Source organism: Arthrobacter sp. AD-310 (assembly GCF_054656615.1).
This window is the reverse complement of record NZ_BAAHNO010000023.1, coordinates 1-15,993: the sequence shown is the minus strand read 5'-3', so window position 1 is coordinate 15,993 and position 15,993 is coordinate 1. Positions and strand designations below refer to the sequence as shown.

Genomic DNA, 15,993 nt, shown 5'->3' with positions numbered 1-15,993 from the left:
CCGTCAGGCCTTCGACGGCGGTTCCTCCCCGGCCAGGTCGTCCACCGGCGCCGGCCGGGTCACCAGCCAGGCGACCCAGACGCCCAGGATGTACAGCGGTGCGCCCATCAGGAGGCGTGTGGTCGCGAGGGCGGCCAGTCCGTCCGGTCCCATGAGGTACAGCGGGACCTGGACGATGAGCCGGAGCGCCAGGACGGCCACGATGATCCAGGTGCCCAGCCTGTAGGCCTTGAGCCGGTCGGGGTCCTTGCGCCAGTCGAGGCCTTCGTTGCGGATGAACCCGAATAGGAGGCCCGCCACGGGCCACTTGACCGCGATCGAAATGACCATCGCCACGATGTACGCCGCGTTGGTGAAAAAGCCGGGAAGGTAGAAGTCCTCTGCCTTGCCCGTGGTATTGGCCAGCCATGCGGAAATTCCGACGCCGACAACGCCGGCGAGTGCCTGCGTCAGTGGCCTTCGCTGGATCAGCCGGACCACGGTGAACACTGCTGCGGACGCGAGGGCGGCTGCCAGGGAGGGCGTGAGGTCCTGGGTGATGGTGAAGGTGACCAGGAACACCAGGCCGGGGATGATGCTCTCGGCGATGCCCTGGACCCCGCCAGCGCTCCGCAGGACGTCCACGCGGCCGTCGTGGGTTCTGTGCAGTCCTGCCTTGGCCGCATACCCGGCAGCGAGGCCGGCTACCGGCGACGGATCCGAGCCGGGAAGCGCACCCCCTGCTGCGGGCGGCTCCTGGCCTCGCCCGGATCCGTTGGGTGCTCCGGAGGCGGGATCGGGCTGGGACGGCGTCATTCGTTCTCCTGGTGGGAAAGGATTTCGTAGCGGGGGTTGAACATGGTGGGAAGGCCCTTGCTTTGGGACACCATCCCTTCCAGCCGGAGCGCCGTGCCTGCCTCGATGCCCGCAACACGCCTCCGCCCCAGCCAGACCACCCGAAGCCTCGGGCGGCGGCCGGAGGCGGCGTTCTGCCGACCCGGTTCGGCGTCGGACACGATCGCGGTGAACGCGGCGCTGCGGTCCCCCGGGAGGTAGGTGACGGATTCGATCCTTCCCTGGCAGAACACCCTGCCCTTGGCGGGAAGCTGGGTGAGGGGCGTGAGGCGGGCGCCGCCGCTGGCGGTTTCCCCCGGCACGGGATCAGCCAATCTGGGTGATTTCAGGTCCACGCTCGGGCTCCTGCAGGCCGGGCGCGGCCGGCGGTGGCGTGGTGGTGGCGTCCTTAGGCAGGCGCAGCTGGAGAAGGTCCCGGGGTGGCATCGGGCTGTCGCCGCGGACGACGACGACCTGCCGGAAGAGAGCCTCCAGCGGTTCCGCCGCATCGCGTTCCAGGGCGGCGGCACCGCCGAGGACGCCGCGGAGGAACCATCGGGGGCCGTCGACGCCGATGAAGCGGGCAACCCGGTAGCCCTGGCTGCCGTCGGGCAGGCCGGCCGGGAGCTTGGCCACGAGTTCAGTGCCGAAGCTGCCCTCGACCTCTTCGACCTGGCCGCCCTGGGATCCGACGGACTGGGCGATCTGCCCCCGGATCTCGTCCCAGAGTTTCTCCGTCTTGGGCGCGGCAAAGGCCTGGAGCTGGAGGCTTGAGCCGTTGAGGTCCATGGTCACGGCGACTACGCGCTGTGTGGCTTCCTCGACTTCCAGGCGCAGCTGGAGGCCGTCGCTGGGTGTGAGCAGGAGCGCGCCAAGATCAACGTAGCCGTCGCGGCTGCCGATTTCGGATTCGTCGAACGGACCGCTGCTGCGGGGGCTCGGGGTGGCTGCCTCCGGCTCCGCGGACTGGGCAGCGGTCAGCGCTTCGTCCGGTTCGGCTGCCTGTTCCTTCTTGGCTTTCCTGCCGAGACCAAAGACCATGAGGATGACTCCTTTGTTGTGAAAGTTCCGGTCCGGCCCGAGGAGGCACCGCCGTCGTGCTGTACTGCCTGCCGGCGGGAAGTGCCGGAGGGGTTCCCGCTCAGGGGAGGGTAAACCCGCCCGTAGAGCCGAAGCCGCCAGTGCCGCGCACGGATTCGTCCAACTCGGTGACGGGGAGGAACTGCGCATGCTCCACGCGCTGGATGACCATCTGGGCAATTCTATCGCCGCGCTTGAGCTCTATGGCCTGGCTGGCGTCGGTGTTCAGGAGCGTGACTGAGATTTCACCGCGGTAGCCGGCGTCGACAGTGCCGGGGGCGTTGACGATGGTGAGCCCGTGCCTGGTCGCAAGCCCTGACCGGGGGTGGATGAGGGCCACGTAGCCGAAGGGAAGCGCGATGGCCACGCCGGTGGGGACGAGCTTGCGCTCCCCCGGTTGCAGGACAACGTCTTCACGGGCACGAAGGTCGGCACCGGCATCGCCCGGGTGGGCGTAGGAGGGGGCTTCAAGTCCGGGGTCGAGCATCTTCAGCTGGACCTGGAGCGTGTAGGCCGGGCCGTTGGACGACAGGCCGGCGGGCGCTTCGTTGGGGACAGTTTCAAGTGTGGCGGGATGATCAGTCACAGTCACTCACTCTAACCCGCGCCGGGTTGTCGGTCCTAGGCGCACCGGGACGGAAAGGGGGTACGTTGGCCGCTGGCGTGGAGGCGCCAAGATGAAATAGCCAGGCAAAGGTGGAAAGCTTGGCGTATGCCCGAGTCAAGCTCCCCTGCGCCCGTTCCCAGTTCGTCGTCCACGGGAGCTCCGGTGATCTACAGGGAGAAGCTCTGGCCCAACCTATGGATGTGGATCATCGCTGCGGGTGTTTCCGGTGCGGGCATCCTGGTTTTCGCTCCGATCAGCGCTGCGGCCGGCTTCACGGCGGCGGCGGTGCTTTTTGTCATCATCGCCGTCCTCCTGGTGCTTTCCACCCCCACCATCGTGGTGACCGGTGACGCCCTGACAGTTGGAAGGGCGACCATAGAGCGCAAGTTCATTGGCGCCGTCGAGCAGTTCCGCGGCAGCGAAGCCACTGCCGAGCGCGGGACGCGGCTGAACGGTCTTGCCTACCTGTGCATCCGCGGGTGGATCGACCCTGTAGTGAAGCTGGAGATCATCGATCCCGCGGACAATACTCCTTATTGGCTGACGTCCACCCGCCGTCCGGATGAGCTGACGGCGGCGCTCTCCCGGCGGTAGCGGCTGCCGCTGCTTCGGCATTTCCTCCATAACCGCCCGTCAAACCCGGAATATCGCGGCACGCCCGGCCCCTTGAGGCAATTCCGCTGCAGCGGGTGGCAAAGTTTCGAGTGATAGTAATGCCAGGGTGGAGGATTTGAATGCAGGATCTACGGCTTGTAGGCGTGCACGACGACGGGACGCACCTCCTGTTGAGCGGTGCCGGCGGCGAGATGTTCCAGCTGCCCATCGACGAAGCCCTTCGGACGGCAAGCAGGTCCACAGCAAAGCCGCCGGTTGACCGGCCGGCCATTCCCATGTCACCACGGGATATCCAGGCGAGGATCCGTGCCGGTGCTACCGCGGCCGACGTCGCTGAACTGGCCGGGCTGCCGCTCGCCAAGGTCGAGCGGTATGAGGGGCCCGTCCTGGCAGAGCGTGAGTATGTAGCCCAGCAGGCGCGCAAGGTTGAGGTTGCCACCCCCTCCCCCGGCCATGACATCTACAGGGCAGCCTTCGGCGACAACCCCGCGACCCTTGATGACATGGTGGCGCACCGGTTGTCCGCCCACGGCATCGACCCCGCCACCGTCGAATGGGATTCCTGGCGCCGGCAGGACGGCACCTGGACCGTGTCGGCGAGTTTCGAGCCCAAAACCGGAGGTGCGGCCGGCATTGGCGAAGAGCCCCCGGCGTTGTGGACCTTCAACCCGGTCCGCAAGGCGCTGCAGAACACGAACCGCTGGGCCCAGCAGCTTAGTGAACTGGAACCGCTGGATGGTCCCGTCCCTGCGCGCCGGCTCTCGGCGGTCTCGGACCGCCCCTTCGATTTTGAGACCGACGCCGATGCTGGGCGTCCAGGTCCCGCCGGCCAGCCTGCAGCGGATCAGGCTTCGGCCCGGGACTCCGACGGGCTCCTGGACATGCTGCGCTCCCGGCGGGGGCAGCGTCTGGGGGTCGATGAGGATTCGGACGACGCCCTCGCAATGCTGCTGACCCATGGTGTTCCGGCCGCCCATCCGCGGCCGTCCGAGGTCCAGGCCGAACCTGATGTGCAGGAAAGCGAACCGCGGGAAGACACCGCGCAGGCGCCGGCAGCCAAGGGTGATTCCTTTATCCGGCGCCGCGACACCCGCCCGTCCATGATGTCCCGGCTCAGCCTCATTCCGCCGCACCGTGATCCTGTCGAGGAAGCCCTGCGGCTGCACGACGGCGTCAGCACGGACACGCGCGAGATCACCATCGTCGCGTCCCCCACGCGCCCCTCGGCCGCTGCGGGTTCCGACAACCTTGCGGATTCTGCCACTTCCGCGGATGGCGGCCGGTCCGAAGCCCCGGCGGCAACTCCTTCGTCCGCTGCGGGTTCTCCGGCAGGTGCAGGGTCTCCGTCTGGGGCTGGCACGCCATCCGGTGCCGGCCTTGACGAACTGCTCGGCGGCGCCAGGCGCCGCGTAACGCGCTCGGACGATGGCGCACCGGTCACCGGACAACTGCCTGAAACCGACGCTCCCGAACGTCAGCCCTCGCGCCCGAAGCGTTCCAGCGTCCCGTCCTGGGACGAGATCGTCTTCGGCACCCGCGGCGACTAGCTCAACAACCCAGGGATCATCTCATGTGAGTGTATGGGCAGGTGCGGGCAGCGCCCCGTCCAGTGGCGGGGCTGGCTGCTTTGCGTGGGGCAGGAGTCCGGGTGGCCAGTGGGGTGGTTGCCAGTCCTGGTGTTCGCTTTCGTAGTAGCGGCCGGCGGGTGAGATCCAGCCGGGCGGTTCATGCAGGGTCGCCGGGGTGGGGTGCCAGCCGGAGGTGTGTTTCATCCGGTGATGTTTCGGGCAGGGCTGTCCCAGGTTCCTGACCCCGGTACTGCCGCCGTGCTGCCAGGCCAGCAGGTGGTCGGCTTCGTTGTCGAGGGAGTTGTTGCTGCAGCCCGGGAACGGGCATTTACCGTCCCGCAACCGCAGCCACCGCCGCAGCGCCTCCGAAACCCGGTAACTGGTCCGGCCGATCTCCAGCGGCGCCCCGTCCCGCGGATCCACCAGCACCCGGTAGAACGACTCCGCCCCCTCAGCCACCAGCTTCCTCGCCATCGACGCCGGAATCGGGCCGTGCCCGTCAAGCACCGCCGGTTCATCCGTGGCCCCCAGCAGCGAGAACACCGGCACCATCACCAGCACCTGCGCCCGCGGCGCCGGCGCCTTCCCCAACTTCAGGAACCCCTCGTCGGGCTCTGGACTATCGGCGAGAGCCGCCTCGTGGCCGCCCTCATCCTCGCGGCTGAAGGTTGCGCCGAGCAGCAGGTCCACCGCGATATCCGGGCGGAGCTGGGTCAGGGTGCGTGGTTCGTCCGGGCCCTGCATGCCCCTGGCGATCGCCGTGGTCCGGTTCCAAATCGCTGACGCCCGGTCCGCCGGAACATGCAACGACAGCCACGACATCCCGTCCCGGTCCCGGGTGCATTCCATCCGCCGCTCCGCAACCCCTTTGGCGTGCCGGGCCTCGATCGACTCCGGATACAGCCGCTCCCGCCACGACCGCACCTTCCGCCGCAACCGCGCCGCCGGCAACCCACCCGCCAAACACCGAACCGCACCAGAACCAACCGGATCAGCGCCGGGATCTTCCCCGGGCAGGTCGAGCAGCGGCTCCTGTACTGAATCTTTGCCTGGGCCGGTGGCAGCCTCTGTGCCGATGAAATGCGCTTCCAGGGCTGCTGTCGCGGCGGGGTCCAGGCCGGTGGTTTCGTCCACCAGGACCCTGGCGTTCTGCCACGACACTTCCCCGGCCTGCAACGCGTCCAGCGCCGCCGGCAACGACCCCGTCAGAACGTGTGCCTCACCGATCAAGGCACCGGCGGCACGCTCACCGATCGTCAGCACACACGCGACCTCAGCCACCGTAGCCATCTCCCGGCCCTTCACCCACTCCGGGCCGGACCCCGGGTCCTGCATCCCGGCCACAGCGCTGACGTGGCCGTCCACCAGGCGCACCTTCACCGCGGCCGTGGCAGCCTCAAGACGTGCGATCACCGCCAGCCCGTCCACGCACGCATCAGCACACTCCCGCAACGGATCACCACCAGCCGCACGATCAGCAGAATCTGTGGCGGCCTCAGACCGGGTATTACCGGCGACAACACCGGCAAGCTCGTCCACGAAACCAGCCACCGACGCAACAGCAGCCGCAACCGAGGCCATGCCCTCCACGCCCCGGAACTCCCCCGCTGCGACTGCTCCGCTTCCCATGAACCAAGCATGGCAAGGGGGTCTGACATTCCTTGACCCGCTCAGGGCCGGGCAAAAAATAGCCGGGTTTCGACAAGCTCAACCAGCGGGGGTTTCGACGGGCTCAACCACCGGGCCGGGTTTCGACAAGCTCAACCACCGACCGGGCAGGCTCAACCAGCGGCCGTGCCGCCCCCTGCGCCGCGCCAGAGGCAGGCGTCCACGTCGAACGGCAGCAACTGGTCCTGCTCGGCCATGAGGTTGGCACCGTGAGCAGTAACACGGCGCATGTAATGCCGGCGGCACAGGGTCTCGTAGCCCACAGCCGGGACATGCCCTGTGCCAGTGGCAGGCGAGGCGTCAAGAGCCATGTCCACGTCGCCCACCACCACTTGGGCGCCTTCGGTGACCATGACGCCGTCGACCGTCCTGGCGTTGTGGGTGGCGCGGCGGCCGCACCAGCACAGAGCTTCCACCTGCAGCACCTGGACCCGGTCCGCCAGTTCGATCAGCCGCTGGGAGCCGGGAAACAGATGGGTGCGGAAGTCCGCGGTAATGCCGAACGCGAAAACGTCCACGTCGATCTCATCCACAACCTTGGCGAGCTGCTCGATCTGCTCGGGAGAGTAGAACTGGGCTTCGTCGCAGATCAGGTAGTCCACCCGCTGCCCCTGGGTGCGACGGCGCATGACTTCCTCCCAGAAGTCTGTGCTGTCCTGCACTTCCACCGCATCCTTTTCCAGGCCCAGGCGGCTGGAGATCCGGGATTCACCGGCCCTGTCGTTGCGGCTGAACCGCACGCCGCCCCGGCCCCGCGCCCGATGGTTGTGGTCCATCTGCAGGGCCAAAGTCGACTTGCCGCAGTCCATGGTGCCTGAGAAAAAGACTAGTTCAGCCACGCCGGGCACCCTTGCCGCCGGCCGTAAAGCACAGCAGCGGAACTTCCCGCTCGGCCTTGGTCAGCGACCCGTGCTGGCCCACTACTTCCATGGCTGTGGGGCGGCTGCGTCGGGTGTCGTACAAGGCGAGGCTGTCCCGCGCCGCGATCATCACGTCACCGAGACGGCCTTCGACGGCGGGGCGGACCGGGCCGAACAGGCCGGCGGAGAGCGCCTGCTGGCGGGTGAACGCCCAGATCCTGCCGCCGAACCGGGCGCGCCACGCGTCCAGCAGGCGTTCGCGGTTGGCGTGCTCCTCAAGGTACAGGTGCACCATCCGCGGTTCGCCGGCCGTGTGCCGGACTCCCTCGATGAGTGCGGGGTCTGCGGAGTAGTCGATGCGGTGCTGCTCCGGCACATCGAGCATGCCGTGGTCGGCCGTCAACAGGATGGTGGTGCCGGCAGGAAGCGACGCGTTGAGCCGCTTCAGCGTGGCGTCCAGTTCCTCCAGCTGGTGCTCCCACTGTTCCGACTGGCAGCCGTAGCGGTGGCCCGCCTTGTCCAGGTCGTTGACGTAGAAATACATCAAGTGCGGGCCGCTGCCGGACATGGCTTCTGCAGCGGCAGCGGTGCGGGCATGGGCGGTAGTCCCGGGGATGAACCTCCCGCCGCGTAGGGCAGCACGCGTCATCGGAGAGTCGCCGAACTGCGGAAGGCTGATGGTGGTGACCTCCGCCTCGCCCGCGGCGCGCTCCAGCACCGTGGGGAAAGGCTGCCACGTTTCCGGGTCCACTCCAGGGTCCCAGTTCCCGAGCAGGTTCACCACCTTGTCCTGGTCCGGGTCGAGGACGTCATACCCCACCATGCCGTGCTGTCCGGGCGGGAGTCCCGTGCCGAAGCTGGACAGGGCGGCCGCGGTGGTGGACGGAAAGGCGGAATCGAGCCACACCGGAACCTCCCCCTGCCCGGCCTGGATGACCGAGCGGAGGAAAGGAGTGTGGGCGGCCCTTTGCTTGAGCAGGTTCCTGCCCAGGCCGTCGGCCAGGACCACGCACACGCGCTGCGAGGCGGGGAGGCCCAGTGTGTTCGCGAAACCGTCGACGCCGATGCTGGCCGCGGCGCTGGTCAGCACCTCCGCGATGGAGCGGCGTCCGTAGGCCGGGGCCGGTGGAAGGTCGCCTGCCTGGCCGGCGGAAGCGGGTGGAGTGGTGGGTACTGCCTGCTGTTCCTGCGGCATCAGCGCTGCTGGTGGCCGCGGCTCAGCCGGGTACCAAAGACGCCGGCGCGGGGCCGCGGCGGGAGCGACTGGACGTGGGACACCGGGGCGCTGGAGCCGGTATTCACCGCGCGCAGCGCACGGGCGAAGAGTTTGGCGTCCTGGACGGCCTGCAGGCCGTCGGCTTCGGCGCTGATCCGCAGCACGATGTCCTCCTGGGCGATGGTGCCGGTGTAACCGTGGTCGGCCTCGCACTGGGGATCGCCGCAGCTGGCGGGGCCCATGTCCAGCCGCTGGCCGCCGGACCAGGCGATGGACAGGGTCAGCTCGCGGACGGGATCGGAGGGCTTGTAGTTCTGCGGCTGGGAATACATGTAGCTGAGCACCACGGAGCGGATCTGGGCGACCGGGACCGACTCGGTGGAGATCTGCGCGACGATCTGTTCGCCGGCTTCATCGAGCTGCTGGTCGTCCACGTGCGTGATCACCAACATGTCCGAGGTGAGGACCAGCACGGTAATGTGGCGCCGCACTTCGGCGCGGTCGAAGTGCGTTTCCAGGTGCACCAGGTGGGCCACGCAGTCGCGGCCGTCCAGGGCGTCGTCCACGACGTCGGCCACAAGGCGGGGATAAAAACCGGCCTTTTGCAGTGCACCTTCCAGGCTCTGGCCCTGGGAGCTGTGGCTGTGTGAGCTGTGGTGGCGGTTTGCCTGGTTTTCGTTGCCGGGCGTTTCGGGCGCCGAAGCGGGAGGCTGTGAGCTCATGACCTCCATTTTCACAGATGCGCCGCGCACATTGCCAACCGCCGGCCACGCCACGTGGATAACCCCGCAGGCAGGACAGGCGGCAGGTTCAGCCCAGCATCGCCCGCCGCGCGCTGTCAGTACGCTGCGCGGGGTTCCCGATCCGGACGTCGGCCGCCAGGATCGTCGCACCGGTTGTGCCGCACAGGACCGGGTTGAACTCCACCAGCGCGATCTCGGGATGGTTGTCCTTCATCCATGCCAGCCGGCCGGCCAGGTCCTCGAGGGCCTGGATGTCGACGGCGGGCAGGCCCTGGTAGGCGAACAGCTTCCTTGCCGCCCGCGGAGCGCGGATGAAGTCGTGCACGTCGGCGGCGGACAACGGCGGGACACGGTGGGACCAGTCATCCAGCAGGTTCACGGCATCACCCGCCAGGCCGAATGAAATCACCGGGCCCAGCAGCGGGTCCTCGATGGCCCGGAACGTGCAGGCCTGGCCCACGGGAGCCATGGACTGCACCTCCAGTGCGGGATCACCGTAGGCGGCGAGCGCCCGCCGCATCTGCAGCACGTTCTGGCGCAATGATTCCGCGTCCTGGATGTCCAGCCGGACACCGCCCAGGTCCAGCCTGTGCCGCAAGGCAGGGGCCGTGGTCTTGAGGGCCACCGGCCACCCCAGCGACCCGGCAGCTTCGACGGCCTCGTCGGGTGTGTCGAAGCCCACCGACGGAAGCACTGTGATGCCGTAATGTCCAAGGAGGGATGCCGTGGCGGCAGGATCCAGTTGCTTCAGCTGCTCGCCGCGCACGTCCCGGAGCTGGACTTCGAGTTCGGCCCGCGCCTGCCGGGGGTCGCACCCGTCCGGTTCAACAAAATGCCCCTGGTCACGGGACGCCCATTCCGAGTACCGGACCACGGCCGCGAGCGCGGCCACCGCGGCGCCCGGGTTGGAAAAGCACGGGACGGTCCGCTCCCGGGAGCCCACCATGCCTTCGACGTACACCGACGGGTCCAGGATGCCGGTAAACGCGGCCACCACGGGTTTCCCTGCCTCGGCCGAACATTCGGCAAGGACCTCGGCGATGCTGTCCACCGTGAGGCCGTTGGCCGGCAGGAGCGCCGCAACCGCGGAATGGACACCGTCGGACTCCAGCGCCTTCAGCAAGGACGTCCGCAGGGCGGGCAGCGCCACCGAGCGGCCGGCGTCCAGGTCGACTCCGGCCACCAGCTGCGCCACACTGAGCCCCTGGTCCCCGGCACTGTCAGCGACAACCTTCCCCAGCGCCTGCGAGTTACTGAAGATGGCCAGGCCCGGCCCGGCGGGAAGCGGTTGGCCGGACACAACCTGCGCCACGTCCACAAGCTGTTCGATCGTCTCCACCCGGATCACGCCCGACTGGCGCAGCATGGCATCCAGCGCCCCCGGAGGCGCCTGCGTGGTGCGGACGGCGTGGCCCGGCGGCAGCCGCAGGCCCATGGTGTCCGACTTCGCCACGATCACCGGTTTGGTGCGGGCCAGCCGGCGGGCCAGCCTCGAAAACTTGCGCGGATTGCCGATGGACTCCAAATAGAGGCCGACGGCGGAGGTGTCGGCGTCGTCTTCCCAGTACTGCATCATGTCGTTGCCGGAGACGTCCGCCCGGTTACCCGCCGAGAGGAAGGTGGACAGGCCCAGGCGCCGCCGGCTGGAGGCCGCGTAGAGCGCGACGCCGATCGCCGCCGACTGGCTGAACAGCCCCAGGCCCCCGCGCAGGGGAAGCGAGGGGGCCATGGAAGCGTTCAGGGACACATCCGGGTGGGTGTTAACGATGCCGAGGGAGGCCGGACCGATCACCCGCATCCCGTTGGCCCTGGCGAGGCGCACCAGGTCCCGCTGGCGCAGGAGCCCGCGTTCGCCGTCGTCCGCGAACCCCGCCGAGGCGATGACCAGGCCCTTCACGCCGGCCGCCGCGCACTCGGCCACCACGGACGGAACTTCCTCGTACGGCACGGCGATCACCGCGAGCTGCACGGGCTCCGGCACCTCGGACAACTTCCCGAAGGACATCATCCCGGCCAGTTCCAGGGCCTCCGGATTGATCGCGTACACCGGCCCCGGGAACCCGCCCTCAATGACGTGCTCCAGGAGCTGGTAGCCGACGGTCCCCCACTTGCGGCTCGCCCCGATGACGGCAACGGACGACGGCGTCAGCAGGTCCCGGACGCTCCTCGCCTCTGCGCGGTGTTCGCGGGCCTCCATGACGGCCCGCGATTTTTCGGTGGGGTCGATGTTGAACTCCAGGCTGACCACGCCGTCGTCGAAGTGGCGCTTGACGTCGTAGCCGGCATCGGAAAACACCATCAGCATCTTGCGGTTTTCGGGCAGGACCTCGGCGGTAAAGCGGAGGATCCCGTTTTCGTGCGCCGCCGCTGCCAGGTGCTCGAGCAGGATGGACCCCAGCCCCCGGCCCTGGTGCGCGTCCGCGATGTTGAACGCGACCTCCGCCTCAGCCGGGTCATCGAGCCGGTCATAACGGCCGATACCGATGATTTCGTCCCGGCTGGTGATGACGAACGCCACCCGGTCCCGGTAATCGACTTCCGTGAAGCGCTTCAGCTCCTTGCTGGACAGCCGTGCCTTGAAGGCGAAGAACCGCATGTAAATTGAATCCTGGGACTGCCGCATGTGGAAGGCCTGGATCGCGTCGGCGTCCGACGGATGGATAGGGCGCAGATGGGCCGTTCCGCCGTCGCGCAGGACGACATCGGCTTCCCAATGTTCCGGATATTCGCCGTCCCCGGGCTGATCCACCATAGGCTTAGCCTAGCCAAAAACTTCAGCAGCACTTACGGAAATGCTGCACAGTACCCAAGAAGGATTTACCCACCCCATGGCCCGCCGCCAAAGTTCAGCCCCTCCCGTGGACACCACCCCCTACACGGAAAACATCGTGGACATCGATGTCACCTCCGAGATGGAGGACTCCTTCCTGGAGTACGCGTATTCCGTCATCTACTCGCGGGCGCTCCCCGATGCCCGGGACGGGCTGAAGCCGGTACAGCGCCGGATCCTGTACATGATGAGCGACATGGGCCTGCGGCCGGACCGCGGGCACGTCAAGAGCGCCCGCGTGGTGGGCGAGGTCATGGGCAAGCTGCACCCGCACGGCGATACCGCCATCTACGACGCCATGGTCCGCATGGCGCAGGACTTTTCGCTGCGGCTGCCGCTGATCGACGGGCACGGCAACTTCGGCTCGCTCGACGACGGCCCGGCGGCCCCGCGCTACACCGAGGCACGGCTTGCTGCCGCCGCCCTCACGCTCACCGACCACCTCGACGAAGACGTGGTGGACTTTGTCCCCAACTACGACAACCAGCTCACCCAGCCGGACGTCCTGCCTGCCGCGTTTCCCAACCTGCTGGTCAACGGCGCCACCGGCATCGCCGTCGGCATGGCCACCAACATGGCCCCGCACAACCTCGTGGAGGTCATCGGGGCGGCCCGGCACCTGATCGCGCACCCGGACGCGACCCTGGACGACATCATGCGGTTCGTGCCCGGCCCGGACCTGCCGAGCGGCGGCCGGATCGTTGGCCTGGACGGCATCCGCGACGCATACGCCACGGGCCGTGGCTCTTTCAAGACCCGCGCCAAGGTGGAGATCGAGCAGCTCTCCGCCCGCCGCACCGGCCTGGTGGTCACGGAGCTCCCCTACATGGTGGGCCCGGAAAAGGTGATCGAGAAGATCAAGGACGCCGTCAACGCCAAGAAGCTGACCGGCATCAGCGACATCGTGGACCTCACGGACCGCAAGCACGGGCTGCGGCTGGTCATCGAACTGAAGAACGGGTTCAACCCCAACGCCGTCCTGCAGCAGCTGTACCGCTACTCGCCGATGGAGGACTCCTTCGGCATCAACAACGTCACCCTGGTGGACGGCCAGCCCCAGACGCTGGGCCTGGTGGAACTCCTCTCCGTCTACGTCAACCACCGCATCGACGTGGTGCGCCGGCGCACCGTGTTCCGGCTGGGCAAGAAGAAGGACCGCCTGCACCTGGTGGAGGGCCTCCTCATCGCCATCGTGGACATCGACGAGGTCATCCAGATCATCCGGTCCTCGGACGAGGCGGCAGCGGCCCGTGAACGGCTGATGTCCATCTACGACCTCTCCGAGGTCCAGGCGAACTACATCCTGGAGCTGCGGCTGCGGCAGCTGACCAAGTACTCCCGGATCGAGCTGGAGAAGGAACAGGAAGAGCTGCGCCGCGAAATCGACGAGCTGGAAGCCATCCTGGGCTCGGACGAGCTGCTCCGCGGCGTGGTGTCCGACGAACTGGGTGAAATCGCCGAAAAGCACGGCACCCCGCGGCGGACCATCCTGCTGGAATCCGAAGCGGTGTCCCCCACCGTCGCCGCCGAACTGGTCGGGGCGAACGGCAAGAAGGGCAAGCCCGCGCCGCTGGCCCTGGAAATCGCGGACGATCCCTGCTGGGCCATCCTGACCGCCTCCGGGCAGATCGGCCGGACCAGCAACCAGGAACCGCTGGCCGAAGCCGGTCCCCGGAACAAGCACGACGTGTTCACCTCCGTGGTGAAAACGTCCGCGCGCGGCGAGATCGCCGCCGTCACTTCCCAGGGGCGCATGCTCCGGCTGCAGGTGATGGACATGCCGGTCCTCCCGCCCGTCACCGGCCTGCCCAACCTCGCCGGCGGCGTGCCCGCGAAGGAGTTCCTCACCCTGCTCAAGGGCGAAACCCTGGTGGCGTTTGCGCCGCTGGATGAGGTGCTGGCCATCGGCACCGCCCAGGGCGTGGTGAAGCGCGTGCAGCCCGAGTACCCGCTGAACCGTGAAGACTGGGAAGTCATCAGCCTCAAGGACAAGGACTTCGTGGTGGGCGTTGCACCGGCCGCGGCGGACGACATCGAACTGGTGTTCCTCACCGCCCAGGCCCAGCTGCTCAGGTACGCCGCAGCGAACGTCCGCCCGCAGGGCCGCACCGCCGGTGGCATGGCCGGCATCAAACTCGCAGCGGGCGACCGCGTGGTGTTCTTCGGTACCGTGCAGCCCAAGGACGAGGCCGCCGTCGTGGTGACCATCGCCGGGACCAACGGCGCCCTTCCCGGCACTGCCCCGGGCACGGCCAAGGTGACTGCGTTTGATGAATACCCGGCCAAGGGCCGCGCCACCGCCGGCGTGCGGGCGCACCGGTTCCTGAAGGGCGAGGACACGCTGCTGCTGGCATGGGCCGGGCACGGACCCGCCAAGGCGTCGTCCGCGGCCGGTGTCGCCCGGTCGCTGCCGCAGGAGCATGGGCGCCGCGACGGATCCGGCGTGCCGCTGTCACAGCCTGTGGACGCGGTGGGTCCTGCCATGGCGTGGGCTGATCCCGCCTAGACTGCTGCCATGCCTATCGTTCCTGATGACAAGGACTGGACCTGGGTGCTGAAGCGTCAGTGTCCGGACTGCTCGTTCAACGCCGCCACGGTGACCCCGGCAACGGTTCCGGGAAGCGTCGAGAACATGCTGCCCCGGTGGCGGGCCGTCCTCCGCCGGCCGGACGTGGCGGAGCGGCCCAATGAGCACACATGGTCGGCGCTGGAGTATGCCTGCCACGTCCGGGATGTTTTCAGCCTCTTCGACCAGCGCCTGAACCTCATGCTGGAGTCGGACGACGCCCGGTTCGAAAACTGGGACCAGGACCAGACGGCCATCGACAGTGACTACGGCAACGCCGATCCCGCGGTGGTCAGTGCGGAGCTGACTGCGGAGGGCAAGCAGGTGGCTGAGTCCTTCGCCGGTGTCCGCGAGGCGGACTGGGGCAGGAAAGGTTTGCGCAGCAACGGCTCCGAGTTCACGGTGCTGACGCTCGCCCAGTACTTCCTTCACGACGTCGTCCACCACCTTCACGACGTCGACGGCTAGGAGCCCCGCAGGTTCGTCCCGGTCCACGAGGCCACGAGCGGGCCTTGCGCGGCGGCATCATGTGCCTGGGCGCCTTCCGCCGGTGAACCCGCCTGCAGGACAAGGCGGGCGTCCTCCGGGCGGATGTCGGCCGGGTTGTGCGTCACCAGCACCACGGTCCGGTCCCGGAGGCCGGTGCGCAGGTCGGCAAGCATGGTCCGCCCGGATTCGGCGTCGAGGTGCGCCGTGGGTTCGTCCAGCAGGATCACTTCAGCACCGGTCATCAGGGTCCGGGCGACCGCCAGGCGCTGCCGCTCCCCGCCGCTCAGGAAAGCCCCGCCAGGCCCGATCCGGGTATCCAGCCCGTCCGGCAGCCGCCGCATCAGGCCGGTAAGACCGACGGCGGCGATCACCGCATGCATCTCCGCCTCCATGCCGTCACCACCGGCGCCGGCGCGTGTGGTGGAAGGACGGCCCAGCAGCAGGTTGCCGCGGATGGTCGAATCGAAGAGGTGCGCTTCCTGCGGGCACCAGGCGGCCTGGCCAGTCACCAGGGCCTGCCCGTGGGCGGGGGGAAGGAACCCGAGCAGGACTGAGAGCAGGGTGGACTTCCCTGAACCGGACGGTCCGGTCACGGCCAGCCAGCGGCCCGGTTCAGCTGTTGCGTCCAGGCCGGTGAAGACCGGTGCACCGCCAGGCCAGGCGGCTGCCAGGTTGCGCAGTTCGACGCCTGGCACGTTCCCTGCACGGGCAGGGACCGGGTGGAGCCCGTCCACTGCGCGGGACACGCCCGCGCCGGACGTCCCGACGGTTTCGGCGTCCAGGGCGCCGGACTCCCCCACGCGCTGCAGGACTGTCCGCAGCGCGGGAAGCTGGCGCACCGCCGTCGTCATGGCCGCGAACGGCTCCACCAGCGCCAGGAGGAGCAGCACCACGACTGCCGCGACCGCCGGCGGGGTCCGGCCGTCCAAGACCGAGGG

Annotated in this window: 14 protein-coding genes; 4 read left to right on the top strand and 10 right to left on the bottom strand. The window is 68.4% G+C overall.

Annotation, left to right across the window (positions count from 1 at the left end; all coding sequences use genetic code 11):
- Positions 1 to 3 precede the first annotated feature (3 nt).
- From ACYQ1Z_RS14570 to dut, 4 genes are all read right to left on the bottom strand, one after another.
- Positions 4 to 795, bottom strand: a complete 792-nt coding sequence (locus ACYQ1Z_RS14570; protein WP_459793260.1) for a DUF3159 domain-containing protein — start codon at positions 793 to 795, stop codon at positions 4 to 6.
- A complete protein-coding gene (locus tag ACYQ1Z_RS14565) occupies positions 792 to 1,148 on the bottom strand; it encodes a single stranded DNA-binding domain-containing protein (RefSeq protein ID WP_459793273.1) in 357 nt (118 codons plus the stop codon). Before ACYQ1Z_RS14565 ends, ACYQ1Z_RS14570 begins: the two co-directional genes overlap by 4 nt.
- Positions 1,141 to 1,854, bottom strand: coding sequence for a DUF3710 domain-containing protein (locus ACYQ1Z_RS14560; protein WP_459793258.1), 714 nt, complete (start codon positions 1,852 to 1,854; stop codon positions 1,141 to 1,143). Before ACYQ1Z_RS14560 ends, ACYQ1Z_RS14565 begins: the two co-directional genes overlap by 8 nt.
- A gap of 100 nt (positions 1,855 to 1,954) precedes the next feature.
- The gene (dut, locus tag ACYQ1Z_RS14555; RefSeq protein ID WP_459793257.1) at positions 1,955 to 2,479 is read right to left on the bottom strand and encodes a dUTP diphosphatase; all 525 of its coding nucleotides are present in this window, start codon (positions 2,477 to 2,479) and stop codon (positions 1,955 to 1,957) included.
- 126 nt (positions 2,480 to 2,605) lie between these two features.
- Between dut and ACYQ1Z_RS14550 the strand changes: the two genes are divergently transcribed.
- Both ACYQ1Z_RS14550 and sepH read left to right on the top strand, forming a co-directional pair.
- A complete protein-coding gene (locus ACYQ1Z_RS14550; RefSeq protein ID WP_459793256.1) occupies positions 2,606 to 3,094 on the top strand; it encodes a DUF3093 domain-containing protein in 489 nt (162 codons plus the stop codon).
- A 140-nt stretch (positions 3,095 to 3,234) separates the two neighbouring features.
- On the top strand, positions 3,235 to 4,662 hold the full coding sequence (gene sepH, locus ACYQ1Z_RS14545) for a septation protein SepH (RefSeq protein ID WP_459793255.1): 1,428 nt from the start codon (positions 3,235 to 3,237) through the stop codon (positions 4,660 to 4,662).
- Positions 4,663 to 4,683: 21 nt separating this feature from the next.
- Here the strand turns inward: sepH and ACYQ1Z_RS14540 are convergent, their stop codons facing one another.
- From ACYQ1Z_RS14540 to ACYQ1Z_RS14520, 5 genes are all read right to left on the bottom strand, one after another.
- Positions 4,684 to 6,312, bottom strand: coding sequence for an HNH endonuclease signature motif containing protein (locus ACYQ1Z_RS14540; RefSeq protein ID WP_459793254.1), 1,629 nt, complete (start codon positions 6,310 to 6,312; stop codon positions 4,684 to 4,686).
- Positions 6,313 to 6,464: 152 nt separating this feature from the next.
- Positions 6,465 to 7,190 carry a thymidine kinase gene (locus tag ACYQ1Z_RS14535; RefSeq protein WP_459793253.1) on the bottom strand — a complete coding sequence of 242 codons (726 nt, stop codon included), beginning with the start codon at positions 7,188 to 7,190 and terminating at the stop codon, positions 6,465 to 6,467.
- Complete coding sequence (locus ACYQ1Z_RS14530) at positions 7,183 to 8,406, bottom strand: alkaline phosphatase family protein (protein ID WP_459793252.1); 1,224 nt, start codon at positions 8,404 to 8,406, stop codon at positions 7,183 to 7,185. Before ACYQ1Z_RS14530 ends, ACYQ1Z_RS14535 begins: the two co-directional genes overlap by 8 nt.
- A complete protein-coding gene (locus tag ACYQ1Z_RS14525; protein ID WP_459793251.1) occupies positions 8,406 to 9,149 on the bottom strand; it encodes a DUF5998 family protein in 744 nt (247 codons plus the stop codon). The genes ACYQ1Z_RS14530 and ACYQ1Z_RS14525 overlap by 1 nt, the downstream gene beginning before the upstream one ends.
- A gap of 88 nt (positions 9,150 to 9,237) precedes the next feature.
- On the bottom strand, positions 9,238 to 11,922 hold the full coding sequence (locus tag ACYQ1Z_RS14520) for a bifunctional acetate--CoA ligase family protein/GNAT family N-acetyltransferase (RefSeq protein ID WP_459793250.1): 2,685 nt from the start codon (positions 11,920 to 11,922) through the stop codon (positions 9,238 to 9,240).
- Between the two features lie 76 nt (positions 11,923 to 11,998).
- On the opposite strand from ACYQ1Z_RS14520, the gene ACYQ1Z_RS14515 reads away from it, so the two are divergent.
- Both ACYQ1Z_RS14515 and ACYQ1Z_RS14510 read left to right on the top strand, forming a co-directional pair.
- Positions 11,999 to 14,506, top strand: coding sequence for a DNA gyrase/topoisomerase IV subunit A (locus tag ACYQ1Z_RS14515; protein WP_459793249.1), 2,508 nt, complete (start codon positions 11,999 to 12,001; stop codon positions 14,504 to 14,506).
- Between the two features lie 9 nt (positions 14,507 to 14,515).
- A complete protein-coding gene (locus tag ACYQ1Z_RS14510; protein WP_459793248.1) occupies positions 14,516 to 15,034 on the top strand; it encodes a DinB family protein in 519 nt (172 codons plus the stop codon).
- Here ACYQ1Z_RS14510 and ACYQ1Z_RS14505 read toward each other — a convergent pair.
- Positions 15,031 to 15,993 (bottom strand): ATP-binding cassette domain-containing protein (locus ACYQ1Z_RS14505; RefSeq protein WP_459793247.1); only part of this gene is annotated, 963 nt, incomplete at its 5' end. The two genes, ACYQ1Z_RS14510 and ACYQ1Z_RS14505, sit on opposite strands and share 4 nt — an antisense overlap.

What these genes read in the sequence shown, in the direction of transcription:
- ACYQ1Z_RS14570 (WP_459793260.1), bottom strand. Translation starts at nt 795, where the DNA reads ATGACGCCGTCCCAGCCCGATCCCGCCTCCGGAGCACCCAACGGATCC.
- ACYQ1Z_RS14560 (WP_459793258.1), bottom strand. Translation starts at nt 1,854, where the DNA reads ATGGTCTTTGGTCTCGGCAGGAAAGCCAAGAAGGAACAGGCAGCCGAA.
- ACYQ1Z_RS14550 (WP_459793256.1), top strand. Translation starts at nt 2,606, where the DNA reads ATGCCCGAGTCAAGCTCCCCTGCGCCCGTTCCCAGTTCGTCGTCCACG.
- sepH (WP_459793255.1), top strand. Translation starts at nt 3,235, where the DNA reads ATGCAGGATCTACGGCTTGTAGGCGTGCACGACGACGGGACGCACCTC.
- ACYQ1Z_RS14540 (WP_459793254.1), bottom strand. Translation starts at nt 6,312, where the DNA reads ATGGGAAGCGGAGCAGTCGCAGCGGGGGAGTTCCGGGGCGTGGAGGGC.
- ACYQ1Z_RS14530 (WP_459793252.1), bottom strand. Translation starts at nt 8,406, where the DNA reads ATGCCGCAGGAACAGCAGGCAGTACCCACCACTCCACCCGCTTCCGCC.
- ACYQ1Z_RS14525 (WP_459793251.1), bottom strand. Translation starts at nt 9,149, where the DNA reads ATGAGCTCACAGCCTCCCGCTTCGGCGCCCGAAACGCCCGGCAACGAA.
- ACYQ1Z_RS14520 (WP_459793250.1), bottom strand. Translation starts at nt 11,922, where the DNA reads ATGGTGGATCAGCCCGGGGACGGCGAATATCCGGAACATTGGGAAGCC.
- ACYQ1Z_RS14515 (WP_459793249.1), top strand. Translation starts at nt 11,999, where the DNA reads ATGGCCCGCCGCCAAAGTTCAGCCCCTCCCGTGGACACCACCCCCTAC.
- ACYQ1Z_RS14510 (WP_459793248.1), top strand. Translation starts at nt 14,516, where the DNA reads ATGCCTATCGTTCCTGATGACAAGGACTGGACCTGGGTGCTGAAGCGT.